Origin of the sequence: Acinetobacter sp. 809848, assembly GCF_000581275.1 — a bacterium.
GTDB classification, from domain to species: domain Bacteria; phylum Pseudomonadota; class Gammaproteobacteria; order Pseudomonadales; family Moraxellaceae; genus Acinetobacter; species Acinetobacter pittii.
This window is the reverse complement of sequence record NZ_JEXG01000006.1, coordinates 33,854-47,725: the sequence shown is the minus strand read 5'-3', so window position 1 is coordinate 47,725 and position 13,872 is coordinate 33,854. Positions and strand designations below refer to the sequence as shown.

General features: G+C 35.4%; 12 protein-coding genes. 3 read left to right on the top strand and 9 right to left on the bottom strand.

Features of this window, described 5'->3' with window-relative positions; all coding sequences use genetic code 11:
* Positions 1–134: 134 nt before the first annotated feature.
* From J536_RS09465 to J536_RS09445, 5 genes are all read right to left on the bottom strand, one after another.
* Positions 135–599: a MarR family winged helix-turn-helix transcriptional regulator gene (locus tag J536_RS09465; protein WP_002121027.1), complete on the bottom strand. Its 465-nt coding sequence runs from the start codon at positions 597–599 to the stop codon at positions 135–137.
* 840 nt (positions 600–1,439) lie between these two features.
* Complete coding sequence (locus tag J536_RS09460) at positions 1,440–3,158, bottom strand: fructose-specific PTS transporter subunit EIIC (protein ID WP_032055938.1); 1,719 nt, start codon at positions 3,156–3,158, stop codon at positions 1,440–1,442.
* A complete protein-coding gene (gene pfkB, locus J536_RS09455; protein ID WP_032062758.1) occupies positions 3,145–4,092 on the bottom strand; it encodes a 1-phosphofructokinase in 948 nt (315 codons plus the stop codon). The genes J536_RS09460 and pfkB overlap by 14 nt, the downstream gene beginning before the upstream one ends.
* A gap of 15 nt (positions 4,093–4,107) precedes the next feature.
* Complete coding sequence (gene ptsP / locus J536_RS09450; RefSeq protein ID WP_032062757.1) at positions 4,108–6,960, bottom strand: phosphoenolpyruvate--protein phosphotransferase; 2,853 nt, start codon at positions 6,958–6,960, stop codon at positions 4,108–4,110.
* Between the two features lie 316 nt (positions 6,961–7,276).
* A complete protein-coding gene (locus tag J536_RS09445) occupies positions 7,277–8,137 on the bottom strand; it encodes an alpha/beta fold hydrolase (protein WP_005068960.1) in 861 nt (286 codons plus the stop codon).
* A gap of 141 nt (positions 8,138–8,278) precedes the next feature.
* Here J536_RS09445 and J536_RS09440 point away from each other — a divergent pair, with 141 nt between their 5' ends.
* Positions 8,279–8,734, top strand: a complete 456-nt coding sequence (locus J536_RS09440) for a hypothetical protein (protein WP_005068962.1) — start codon at positions 8,279–8,281, stop codon at positions 8,732–8,734.
* A 25-nt stretch (positions 8,735–8,759) separates the two neighbouring features.
* Here J536_RS09440 and J536_RS0104295 read toward each other — a convergent pair whose 3' ends face one another.
* The 3 genes from J536_RS0104295 to brnQ form a co-directional block, all read right to left on the bottom strand.
* On the bottom strand, positions 8,760–9,014 hold the full coding sequence (locus J536_RS0104295) for a hypothetical protein (protein WP_005068965.1): 255 nt from the start codon (positions 9,012–9,014) through the stop codon (positions 8,760–8,762).
* Positions 9,015–9,273: 259 nt separating this feature from the next.
* Positions 9,274–9,693: a GlcG/HbpS family heme-binding protein gene (locus J536_RS09435; RefSeq protein WP_002120910.1), complete on the bottom strand. Its 420-nt coding sequence runs from the start codon at positions 9,691–9,693 to the stop codon at positions 9,274–9,276.
* 189 nt (positions 9,694–9,882) lie between these two features.
* On the bottom strand, positions 9,883–11,184 hold the full coding sequence (gene brnQ / locus J536_RS09430) for a branched-chain amino acid transport system II carrier protein (protein WP_032062756.1): 1,302 nt from the start codon (positions 11,182–11,184) through the stop codon (positions 9,883–9,885).
* A gap of 352 nt (positions 11,185–11,536) precedes the next feature.
* On the opposite strand from brnQ, the gene map reads away from it, so the two are divergent.
* Complete coding sequence (gene map / locus J536_RS09425) at positions 11,537–12,331, top strand: type I methionyl aminopeptidase (RefSeq protein ID WP_032062755.1); 795 nt, start codon at positions 11,537–11,539, stop codon at positions 12,329–12,331.
* A 45-nt stretch (positions 12,332–12,376) separates the two neighbouring features.
* Here map and J536_RS09420 read toward each other — a convergent pair whose 3' ends face one another.
* Entirely contained in the window at positions 12,377–13,276 is a 900-nt protein-coding gene (locus J536_RS09420) for a LysR family transcriptional regulator (protein ID WP_002120927.1), read from the bottom strand.
* Positions 13,277–13,518: 242 nt separating this feature from the next.
* Between J536_RS09420 and J536_RS09415 the strand changes: the two genes are divergently transcribed.
* Positions 13,519–13,842 (top strand): hypothetical protein, encoded by a 324-nt coding sequence (locus tag J536_RS09415; RefSeq protein ID WP_002121003.1) that lies wholly within the window; start codon positions 13,519–13,521, stop codon positions 13,840–13,842.
* Positions 13,843–13,872: the final 30 nt, after the last annotated feature.

The following is a 13,872-nucleotide window of genomic DNA, read 5'->3' as shown; positions in this document are numbered from 1 at the left end:
TCAACAGATGGAAGGTTAATTGATTATTTTATGTGGGATGCCATTTCTCTCAATATTAAAGTAGAGACATTAAAATAGTTAAGCTCTCATAATGAGAGCTTAACTATTGGGTGTAAATAGATTCTTATTTCATCTTAGCGAGAAAGGTTCTTTAAAAGTAATTTTAAACTTTCCATCATTTTTTCTAACTGTAAGGGAGTAATACCTTCAAAAGACTGCTCAAGTACTACACTTGTAAGATCATTGATCTTGTTGATCATTTCAGTCCCTTTTTCTGTAAGTACTACACGAGTGATACGACCATCAGTTTGGCAAGAGTAAGTTTCAACCAAACCTTCATCTTTCAAACGATAAACAATTTTTGTGGTAGTCGACATTTTTGAAATAATCATATCTGAAAGTTCAGAAACACTCGCATGGGGCTTGCTGCTTAAAGCCAACATGATGCGTCGACGTGAGTTATCTAAACCATATTTTTTTAAAGCATTATCAATGTTTTGTACATATTGAGCATGTACCTGAGTAATCCAATAATATGGAAAATCTTCAAGAGTAAAAGATTCTGTTGTAGGTAAAAAACGCGCATACTTCTTTGTCATTGACTTTTCCCCATACCTTGGTGGATCGCATTCCTGGTGAACTATCTTTAATAGTTGAAAAATATAGTTTCATCAAGCAAGTTATAGCAGGACTTTACTTGATGAGCAAAAGTTATATAGCTTCATTTAACAATGACATGGTTTAATTGTCTTTATCTTTATAAAGCGTTCCTACAACTTTGCGAACTTTAAATACTCTTCAGCTATAATCAAAGACTATTAAAGGTAAAACTGCTTAACAGGGCTGTACCTAAAACTCTTTGAGTGGATATGTAAGATTGCATCTAAGCTTGCTTGATCGTTAATTGAACGATATTGCTTGCAAGGGCATCGTAGAAAAAAAATTATGATTTGAACGTGGCATTGAACGAGAAAGTTTTTGTCTCTAAAGTCATAACTATGAAAAATTAAGATATTTAAATAAAAAATATTTATTTTTATCAATCACTTGTATTGTTTTGATGTTGCCGAAATTTACCATACATTTAACATGAAACATCTATTATTTAGTAAAATAAAATTAGATTTCTATATTAAATAATTGATTTTTATTAATAAATTTCAAATATTATTTGAAATCATAAGCTTTTGAAATAGAGGTGTTTTTGTCTATAAATTATAATTTTAATAAATTTTATCCATTAAATCTCAAAAGAGCCAATCTAACCGTAATACTCGCAGAAGAAGTGCCCACAAAGATTATGGCAAGAGCTATTCAGATTAAATGATTTAAGTCTCAGAGAAAGAGAATTAAATATTAAAAACTCTCAGTTTAAATTTTTATGAGATCAGGCACATATAATTTATAAAAAAGGGAGAATTTATATTCTCCCTTTTTAATTATGCAGTGGTCACAGCTTTTTCTTCTATTTTTTTCTTAACAATCGCATAGCTTATCCCTGTAACGATACTACCAGCAGCAATTGCAGCAAGATATAACCAAGCATGATTAATCGCATTGGGAATTAAAAGAACAAATACACCGCCGTGAGGAGTAACCAACTCACAATGGAATAGGGCAACGAGTGCTCCAGTCACAGCTCCACCTAAAATGCAAGTTGGAATAACACGCATTGGGTCTTTAGCTGCAAAGGGAATAGCACCTTCAGAAATAAAACATAAACCTAATACGAAAGCTGCTTTTCCGGCATCTTTCTCTCCAGTACTAAATTTATTCCTAGCAATGAAAGTTGCAATAGCCATACCAATAGCAGGGACCATGCCGCCTGCCATCGTGGCTGCCATAGGCATATAAGTATTTGTTGTCAGCAGTCCAACAGTAAAAGCGTAGGCTGCTTTATTGATTGGTCCACCTAAATCAATACACATCATGCTTGCTAATATAATTCCCATTAACACGGCATTTGTTGTACCCATGTTATTTAAGAAATCTTTCATTAGCTCAAAAATATGTGCTACTGGCTGTCCAACCACATAAAACATAATTAGACCAACAAATAATGTGCCTAATAACGGAATAATTAGAATGGGTTTAAGTGCTTCTAAACTAGTTGGAAGTTTAAGTTTTTTAGCGATAAATAGTGCGATATAGCCTGCAAGAAAACCTGAGACAATACCTCCTAAAAAACCTGCTTGTAACTGAGAAGCAAGTAAGCCGCCAATTAAACCAGGTGCGAGGCCAGGACGATCAGCAATCGAGTAGGCGATATAACCAGATAACATTGGAACCATAAGTATAAATGCAGCGGCACCAATTTGTTTTAATATAGCCGGTAAGCTGCCTGCTTGTTCAGCTGCATTAAGGCCAAAGCATAAAGACAGAGCAATTAAAAGACCTCCCGCCACCACCATAGGTAACATATAAGAGACACCTGTTAAGAGATGTTTATATACGCCAACTTTTTCGGTTTTATCTTTGTTTTCTGCAGATGTTTGTTGCTTACCTTGTTCTAAAACTTGCGCATTACTGATTGCCTCAGCAAAAGCTTTATCTGTTTGCTTTAGAGCAAAACCTGTACTACATCTATAAACACGCTTACCTACAAAACGGTCTGTATTAACTTCAATGTCAGTCGCAAGAATGACGATGTCCGCATCAGCAATAGTTTGAGGTGATAAAATATTTTTTGCGCCAACGGAACCTTGAGTTTCTACTTCAATGTCATAACCATGTTTTTCTGCGCCTTGCTGTAAAGCTTCGGCGGCCATAAAAGTATGCGCGACACCCGTAGGACACGCAGTGATCGCAACAAATTTTTTAGCTGTAGATGCTGATACGTTATTATCATTTTGCCAGTCTTGAGCAGATTTAAAATGATCTAAAGCAGTTTGAAAAGCTGAATCAGTATCACTTTTGATCTCTTCAATGTTAATGAAAGATAAAGGGTGTGTACCAAAAATATTAAGATTTTTCGGGCGTTGTCCAACAACGATAATTTGGTCAAAGCTTTCATTCACCTCGAATTCATCAAGCGAAATAATGCTGTTTTGATAACCCTGTTGAGACGCGACTTGTGCAAGCTTACGAGCTAAAATCAAAGCATTGACTTGCTGTTGCGGACTATTAATAACAAATAATAAACGTTTAGCAGTTGGCATCAGATTCACTCAATGAATTGATTGTTGTTTGGGCTTTTAATTGGTTTAGCTTTTCAGCATTAGGAATACGAAAGCCTATTTGTGTTACAGCGTGGCTTGCAATTGCTGTAGCAATTTTTAATGTTTCTTCGGCAGAGAAGCCACTTAATAAGCCATGAATCATCCCTGCTAAAAGAGAGTCACCCGCACCAACTGTACTTTTAACTATCACTTTAGGTGCTGTGGCATGAAGTGGGTGAGTGTCATGTAACCAGTTTACACCGTCTTCACCCATCGAAATAACGACATGTTCAATTTTAGCTAAGTTTGCAAAAAGTTTTTTTTGTTCAGCATAGGTTGTAGCAGGAAGCTGATAACTTTCTACTAACTCATCTGTATTTGGTTTAATCATCCAAGGTTGACATTCAATTGCAGCAACCAACGCTTTACCACTTGTATCAAGTGCAACATTTTTACCTTGCTCTTGAATAAGTTTAATAAGTTGTTGTAACTCATCAGCACTAAAACCTTGTGGTAGGCTTCCAGCAATAGCAACCACATCTACCTGAGGCAAAATCATCTCGATTTTTTGAAAGAGGTTTTTCTTATCTAGTTCAGATACGAAAAAACCTTTTCCATTTAAATCCGTCATACGTCCTGATTGTTCAGCAATTTTTATATTTTGGCGAGTTTCACCTTCAATATAAATAAATTCAGATTGAAATTGAGCTTCTTTAAAATGGTCATCGAAAATCTGTCTATTTGTTGCTCCTAGAAAACCAGAAACAACAACTTCATGCCCCAAATCTTTTAAAACTTGAGCAATATTTAAACCTTTGCCTGCCGCATGTATTTCAACAGATTCTTGGCGGTTTACTTCACCTATCTGTAACTCATTGAGTTGTATAGTCACATCAATTGCAGGATTTAAAGTAATTGTTAAAACTTTAGCCATTACCATTCCTAATCTTTACATTTCTTGTTCGGATAACTGACGTACAGCAGTAGCGCTATCACATTCAAGTGCACGCTTAGCAAGCACTTGAGCTTGGCTGTAGTTAAGTGTACGAATTTGTGCTTTAACCAAAGGAATACTATTTGGTGACATACTAAGCTCATCTACCCCTAAGCCCATTAGAATGGGCACAGCTTTTGGATCGGCTGCGAGTTCACCGCATATACCAACCCATTTGCCATACTTATGCGCAGCTTTTACAGTTTGATCAATCAATTGCAAAATACTTGGGTGTAGTCCATCAGCTTCAGCTGAAAGGATAGGGTGTCCACGGTCAATGGCTAATGTATATTGAGTTAAATCATTTGTTCCGATACTGAAAAAGTCCACTTCTTTCGCGAGAATAGGTGCAAGTAAAGCAGCAGAAGGAACTTCAATCATGATACCAACTTGTAAGTTGGTGCATGGATGTGCAGCTTTAACTTCATCAAGAATAGTTTTTGCAGCACGCCATTCTTCCACACGGCCAATCATTGGAAACATGATTCTTAGAGGGCGGTCATCTGCAGCTTTAAGCAAAGCAATAAGTTGTTGACGCAACAATTCAGGCTGTCTTAGCGTTAAACGGATACCTCTTAGACCTAAAAATGGATTTTCTTCTTCAGCAATTGGAAGGTAAGGAAGCGGTTTGTCACCACCTACATCTAGCGTACGTACTACGAGAGGGCGGCCCGCTAGAGCATCTAAAACAATACGATAATCTGCTTCTTGGGTAGCTTCACTCGGAGCGCTACTATGCGCCATAAAAACAAGCTCAGTCCTGAGTAGGCCAATTGCTTCAGCGCCATATTCAACCGCATGGGCTGTTGCTTGAACTTTTCCTAAATTGGCAGCAATTTCGATTTGATGTTGATCTAGAGTAATCGCAGGTTCTTGGCTGTGACGTTCAGCTTCTTCACGAATTTTTTTCTGAAGGTCTCGTTCTTGTTTTGCTTGTTCGATTTGTTGAGCATTGGGATTTAAGATAAAAGCTCCAGTATCTCCATTAATTAAAAGAGAACTTTTTTGCTCAATATCTAGTACTTGATCACCAGCCCCAACAATTGCAGGGATACCTAAAGCACGAGCAACAATAGCACTATGAGCGCTTGCACCACCTACAGCTGTCAAAATACCTGCTACACGATCTTTATTAAGTCGGGCTACATCACTTGGTCCCACGTCATACATGATCAATATATAAGGTTCTTTAGGTTCTTCGATGATGACCTCACCGCAGAGTTGAGCCAAAACGCGATCACCAATATCACGTAAGTCTGTAGCACGCTCAGCTAATAATCGATCTGGTAAAGCTGCTTGCTCTTTGGCTGCTGCTTCAATATGTTCATGCCAGGCAGCAGGAGCAGAAAGATTTAGGTTAATCTTTTGATAAACACCATTAATAAGATCTGGGTCATCAAGCATTTCCAAATGTGCTTGGAAGATTTGCTTAATTTCAGCCACTTCAGATTTTGCAATAACTTGGTGAATATTGTTTTTAACTGCGTGAAGTGCAATATCAAGTTTTTCTTTTTCTGCTTTGACACTTAAGCCCATGCGTTCATATTGGTAAACCTTAGGTTTAATTACATGTACAGGGCCAAAAGCTAAACCGCTTGAAGCAGCAATTCCTGTATTTGTGCTAAGTGGTTTTGAATGGCTTGGGATTTCACTAGATTGCTCTACTTTGATGTCTGAAGATTTTATAGGTTCAACTTCTTCACCTAAGCCTTGTTGTACTGCCAGAATAACTTTATCTAAAGCGTCAACTGCATCCGTTTCTGGTTCAGCAATGAAACGTAAAGTTTGGCCGCGTTTACAACCTAAAGCTAAGAGACGTGTCAAACTTTTAGCTGAAACAAAATTGCCTTCATCTACTGCGACTTGGATATCACCTTGAAAACTTTTTGTTAGGTTTACTAAATGAGTTGCTGGTCGAGCATGTAATCCATGTGCATTAGCGAGTACAACAGAACGGTGGGGCCAATCGGGAATAACATCTGCACCAATGATTTTAGCAATTTCATTTGGTGCTTGTGTTTGGTCTAATTGCGCAACTTGCTCTGGATTAAACAGAATATCAATCAGTCGATTAAATCTCTGGCTATCTAATTGTTCATTGGCAGCTATACAAACTAGCGTATTTAACTTTTTTTCACCTAGCTCTAAAGCATGGCGAGGCTTTACGATACTGATTGCTGGTTGTTGAACAAACTTACTACTTGAAATAGACCAGATCTGATCTTGTAGTTGAATAACTTGATCAGGGTCAAGTGAACTTAGAAAGCCGCACTTTACGAAATTGTGCTTTTTTAGAATCTGAGATGCTGACCAAAATAAATCTTCAATATCTTGAGATTCAATTTCAGTTTGAATTAAATTCTCATGCAAAGTTAAAGATAATGGTTGAGCTTGTAAGATTTCAATAATTTGTTCAGGTTGTTTAGCATTTTTTACCTGTTCACTTACATCATGCATTAAAGCTCGAGTTAATATTTGTAGAACTTGTAAATGTTCATCAGATTTTGCTGCAATAACAACAGCTAAATAAATTCTGTTTTCACCATCCCATATAATTCCTTCTGGAAAGTGAGCTAAACGGATACCTGTTTCTAGAATAAATTCGCGAGATTGGGGTGTACCGTGGGGAATAGCAATGCCTTGACCTAAATAGGTGGCACTTTGTTGTTCGCGATTAATGAGTCCTGTAATGTAGTCAGGTGTAACTAACCCATCTTTTACCAATATATCTACTAGACACTGTAATGCATGCTTTTTATCAACAGCATGTTGATTCATATGAATATGTCGAGGCTCTAGTGCTAGCATACTTATCCTTGAACAATTTCTTTGGTTTAGCTAAACAGAAAAAAAGAAGCTGTTAGTATTAAAAAAAGGTTAGTTTAACCGTTTTTAAACAACAGCTTCGTATAAATAACGATAGCAGAACTTTAAAGCTATATCGACGTATTTACGTAAATAATGCTTGTTTTTAATACAAAGGAATAGGTGATTAATATATTTTGTTTTCTTATGATAATTATTAGGTTAATAAACTAACTTTATAAAAGAAGTGGGTATTAATATTAAAAAAAACCTCTATACCGGATTACGGGTATAGAGGCAAAAGTAAAAGATCAATAGATTAGTGTTGGATTTCCTGTTCTAAAAGTGACCATAAGTTTTGATGTGATTTTTTAAACATTAGCATGTGCCCAATTGATTTATGCCCAAGTTTCATGGGATTTAGCTCTAGCATTTTTGTGGGCGCATTAGGATAAAGTTTTAATAAATCTTCAACGTTACGCTCGGTTGCAATTTCATCGTCACTTGCCCAAATTGAAGTAATAGGGCAGATAATTTCACTATGAAAATCATGATGGACTGTTTTACCTATAGCATTTTTCACATAGCCAGGATGGCTGCAAAATTCTCGCCACTGTTGGGCGACTTTTTTAGGTAAGTTTTCTCCCATTCCAATAAATTGAGTAGCACCATAACCTTTAAAAGCACTAGAAATTGGAAAGATGACATTGAACATTACCGGTGCTAAAAACTTGGTTTTACCTTTAAGACCTTTTACATGGCCAGTGGAACCTGCGACCGCGATAACTTTTGCTACTTTATGAAAATTAGGAACAATTCCTAATAGCTGCCCACCAGCACTGTGGCCAAGAAGGGTAACTTGTTCTGCTTTAGTTTTTTCTAATAACGTATCAATTGCACAAGGAATATCGAGAACTCCCCAATCATTAATACTTGCTGTACTTTGCTTCAAAGACCCGTGTAAAGAGCCTCCAATTCCACGGAAATCAAAGCTTAATACGTCATATCCTTGTTCGCTTAACCATGTAGCAAAAGAATGATAGAAGTTTTTAGTAATACCTGTTGCTGGACAGATCAATACGGGATTTGCTGATTTTGGGGATTGAGCTGGATAAAAATGTGCAGCAAGTTGATAACCATCTTTACAGGTCATCCAAAATGATTCAAAAGTGTTATCCATAATATTTCGTAGTGATTGGTTTATTGATGTCTTTAATTTACACGAGTTCTGAAATGAAACTTGGTTAAAATGTGACTATAAAGTCAATATTTATGTTATATAGCTCATTAAATTTGAATAAAACAAATAATTGGAAAAAATATGGATTTACCGAAAGCTGTACAGCTCGCAATTGTATTTAGTGGCATATTTTTATGGATAGGGATGTTGACTGGGGTATGGAAATATTGGCAAATACGCCGTTCAGAATTAAGTCGTGCTCATTATTATGTGGATATCGCTCATCGAAGTAGTTTGTTATATGCAGCTGCTAGCCTAATTTTAGCTGTATTAAGCTATTTTACTGTTTTAAATGAAAATATTACTTTATGGTGTGTATTCGCAAATATTCTATTTTTTAGTTTTTCAATTCTGGTTTATATCATACATGGCTATTTACAGGACACAACAAATCAATTCAAACGTCCTCACAAGCTAGGTCGTTTTAGCTTACCTTCATGGATGATGACTTTAATGATGGTGGGATTAATTTTGACTGAATTAGTAGCTACAGCTATTTTAGTTATCGGAACAATTTTTTTATTTTTGGATGTATAAAAATGGATGATTGCTCATCCATTTTTTAAGTATTCGAGTTTTGTTGACTAAGACGTCTTTTAGCTAGTTTTCGCATCTTATGGTCGACAAAGGCCCACACACAAAATATGAAAGAAACAACCATCGCATACATAAAGTATTCGGGTTTCAGATTTCCTTTAATCATACCTTGAAACAGTAAAGTCAGCATAAGAGCAAGCGGTGTTACTCCATAAACAACTGAATCTTTGCTGTTCAGAGTGTTAATGAAGACTTGTTTGTTGAAATGTAATGATAACATCTCCATCCCTCCTTGTGGTTGCGCTAAAACCGAATGTTTTAGTCAAGAATAAGTTTAATGTTGTACTTCTATTTTTAATTCAATTCAATAGTGAATAGAAAATTTTTTGAACAGTTTTATAAAAAACTCTATGTTTATAAATGGTTAAGGTATTAAAAAAGTAAATATTAAATATTTTTGTATAAAATACTTAATATTTTAGAAAAGAGAAAATATTTTAATGAAAAGTGTAATAATTTCTCTTTTCTATCATTTCAGGTTAGCTGTTTTGTTTTTTTAAAAATATATCAATCGCATGTTGAGCAATTTCTGCATCTTCAAAAGATTGGACACCAGAAACGCCAATGGCCCCTAAAATTTGTCCATCATAAATAATGGGTTTTCCACCTTCTAACATTCCTTGAGCACTAGGCATACTTAAAAAACCTAAGCGTCCACTTTGCAGAAGTTCTTCGTAAAATTTTGAAGGTCTACCTGATATTGAAGAGCATTTTGCTTTTTCTAAACATAAATGTGAGGATAAAGGTGAAGCACCATCTAAACGCTTCATCAACAGTAGAGAACTTGTTTCATCAACAATAGCGATACTGACTTTAAAGTTGTGTTCAATTGCATATTTTTGAGCTTCTTCCATTAAAAACTCTGCATCTGCTTGTGTTAGGTAATATTTACTTTTCATTGTTGCTCTTCTTTCCTAGTAAGCTAAAAATTATTTTAGTGTAATTTTACAGTAAAAACTGATTATATCTATAGTTGATTTGTCGTTGAAAGTAGTGTGGAAATAAAATGCCGGTTGGGTAAACTCAGCATTTTATTCAATATATAAAATCATGTTTGGGTAAAACTCGATTTCAAAAAAGACACTAGATTAAATGTTTTTAAATTTAACTTTGTCGATAATTACGGTAATTGCTAGAATAACTAAAGATGGGATCAACCAAGCTAAGTTTTGTTCATTTAAAGGTAAATGTTGAAGAAAATTAGGTAAATAATCACCAAAACCAGCAACTTTAATACCGTCAATAATACCGAAAATTAAAGCAATACTTGTTACTGAACCGACAATAAAAGAGGGTTTGTGCCAAAATTTCCAAAAGAAGCTCAGCATAATCACAACAATGGCTGGTGGATAAATTGCACTTAAAACAGGTACTGATACGGCAATAAGTTTGGTTAATCCAAGATTAGAAATAATGAAAGAGAAACCAACTAAAATGAATACTAAAAGTTTGTAAGGTAATTTAGTTAACTGAGCAAAATACTCACCGCAAGCACAAGTTAAGCCAATCGCTGTCACCATACATGCTAAGAAAATGAGGCCAGTTAAGAATAATGAACCCATATTGCCAAAAGCATGTTGAACATATGCATGTAAAATTACTGCACCATTTGCTGCATTTGGTGCTACTTCATGACTACCTACACCTAATTTGAATAAGCTTAAATAGACTAAAGTAAGACCTGCACCAGAAATAAGACTGGCAATAATCGCATACTTAGTGACTAATTTTTTATCGGTAACACCACGCGAATAAATCGCTTGAATAATTACGATACCGAATACTAATGCGCCTAAAGTATCCATAGTGAGATAACCGTTTACGAAACCTTCCGAAACTGGAGATTCAACGTAATGGTTGATTGGAGCAGGGACGTAACCCGCTGGGATCATAACTGCTGCAATACCTAAAATTGCTAAAGCAATAATTTTTAGGGGAGCAAGCACATGACCAACAGTATCTAATAACTTGTTTGGATAAAGTGAAACTACAGTTACAAATGAAAAATAAATTGCGCTGTAAATTAAAAGGCTACTACTTGATGTTCCAAAATAAGATGAAAAACCAATTTCATAAGAAACAGTAGCTGTACGTGGAGTAGCAAATAAAGGGCCTACTGATAAATAACAAACAACGGTTAAAATCAGACTTGCTACTCGGCCGAGAGGAGAGCTAATAATTTCAATGGAACCCTGCATACGAGAGAGTGCCATGATGGTAATTACGGGTAGACCAACTGCAGTAATCAAAAAGCCTATAGCGGCTAGCCATACATGATCACCGGCTTGTTGAGCGACAATGGGAGGAAAGATAATATTGCCAGCCCCAATAAAAAGAGCAAAGGTCATAAAACCTAGGGCAATAATATCTCCAGTACGAAGATGTTGCATAAATTAAAATTAATAAAAAAGAAGGAATTTTAGAGCAAAAGAGATCATGATCAAGCGGTATTTTATGTGAAAAAGATTTTTTTCAGAGCATAAAAACCTTTAATAGATATTAAAAATATCAACTGGTTAAGGTATGTATTTGAAAAACCATTGAAAGAAATTAGGAAATCATTTTTTGTCTCTGACTTTTTAAAGAAATTATGCAAAAATAAAAGTATGAATTTCTATTATGAATGTTGAATATTTGGGCATTTAATGCTTCCAGCCTATCCTATATCCGTTCTAGAATATTCTAAATTAACTTACATTTTTGTAGGCGTGGTAAAAGCAGTGCCTACGAGGATAAAACTGAATGAGAGCTTCTACTGTTACAATAAAAACTGAACAAGATCTGGAAAAGTTAAGAATTTCTGGACGCTTGGCTGCACAAGTTTTAGAAATGATAGGGGCATATATTAAACCGGGTGTATCTACTGAATATTTAGATAACCTGTGTAATGACTATATTGTAAATACTTTAAAAGTTATTCCTGCGAATGTGGGATATCATGGTTTTACTAAAACAATATGTACATCAGTAAATGAAGTAGTTTGCCATGGAATTCCGTCACCGAATAAGATTTTAAAAGATGGTGATATTATTAATATTGATGTCGCAATTATTAAAGATGGCTATTTTGGTGATACGAGCCGCATGTATTTTGTAGGTGATGTAAACCCGCAAGCAAAAAAACTTGTTGATACAACTTATGAAGCGATGGTTGCTGGGATTCATGCTGTTAAGCCAGCAGCTACACTAGGCGATATTGGTTATGCTATTCAGTCAGTTGCTCATCGAGAAGGGTATAGCATTGTTCGAGAATATTGTGGTCATGGGATTGGTAAGGTTTATCATGAACAACCTAATGTTTTACATTATGGACAGCGCGGCCAAGGCTTAGTATTAAAAAAAGGTATGGTCTTTACGATTGAACCGATGATTAATGCGGGTAGACCACAGGTTAAAGAATTAAATGACGGATGGACAGTTATTACTCAAGATCTTTCGTTATCTGCGCAATGGGAACATATGGTTGCTGTAACTGACACTGGCTTTGAACTCTTAACACCTTGGCCTGAAGGTGTAGGAAACTATCCTGTAATTTAAAAATAAAAAAAGTTCGATAATTATCGAACTTTTTTTAAATTCATTTTAATGCTCAGAAAGATGTTCTACCAAATAATCAATAAATACTCGTACAGCAGGTAATAACCCTCGGCGTGATGGATATACAGCATGTAATATACCGTGAGGAGCTTTCCATTCCGGTAAAATTTGTACAAGCTGTCCAGATTTTAGAAAATCTTCTGCTGCGCTCTCTGGTAGTAAAGCGATCCCACAGTTTTGACTCGCTAATTGCGCCAACATATGGATATTTGTACCCATTACGATAGGGCTGACTTTGATTTTCTTTTGCTGATTGTCTGGACCATGCAAAAGGAATTGTTGATCAAGATGCTCTTCAGACAAACTTAAAATGCGATGCTCACTAAGTTGTTCTGGATTTTTTATATCTCCAAATTCATTTAGATATGCTTGACTTGCAAATAGACTCTGTTCAATAAGTGCAAACTGTCTAAGAACTAAACTTGGATCATCATCTAGTTTTGAGCGAACACGTAAAGCAATATCAATTCCTTCATTAATGACATCTACTCGACGATTGCTGACCATAAGTTGCAAACGAATTTCTGGATATTTTTTTAAGAAAGCAGGCAAAATTTTAGGCAGTTGATTTTGAGCAATATCAACAGGAACACTAACCTTTACAACACCTCTAGGTTGAATGCTTAAATGATCAACCAAATCATGAGCAGCCTGTGCAGCATTCATCATGACTTGAGCATGTCTATAAATATCCATCCCAATATCTGTAACAGCAAAATGACGAGAGCTGCGTTGAATCAGGCGAACGCCTAAGTTTTCTTCTAGGCTATATACGCGACGACTTAGTTTTGATTTTGGTATATCCGTTACACGCTCAGCAGCACTAAAACCACCATGCTCAACGACGAGAGCAAAACAATAAAAATCATCAAGATCAGTGAGCATTAAAATATCCTATTTCTGCAACAACCATGATTTTACATTATTATTTTTGCAACGATAATTCTTAAACTAAATTTTTTGTAATTAAAACATATACTAAGATATTTCCTTCAACTGAGAATTTGAAATTATGTTGTCATTACAATGTAATTTTATTGTGTGTTTTTTGATGAGTGGTTCTAGCCTTTTCTAGAACTTTCAATTAATTTCTTTTACACTACAATTTTCTATTCTTTTCAAATCTAATGCACTATCAATTAATTGAACTTAACGATGCTTCTGCGAATATTGAATGTCCATTTTGCAAACAAGCAATAATTGACTGGGCGCAAGAACAATATATTCAGCCATGTGAGCATACTTTATTTATTGCTATGGATTTGGGGTTTGAATTTATTGCTGATCGATTTGAAGAGTGTATGGATCAAAATGTGGATGAGTTGCACGAAGATCCGAATATGAATATTTTTGAAGCTCTCACGACAACAACATATGAAAATCTAATTATTTTAAAATCTGATTTAGGTGTGGAAAATTTATTTCGCTATGTCGGGGTAAGTGATCGTTAAAATTGAGAGTATAAAAAAGCCAATCTATTG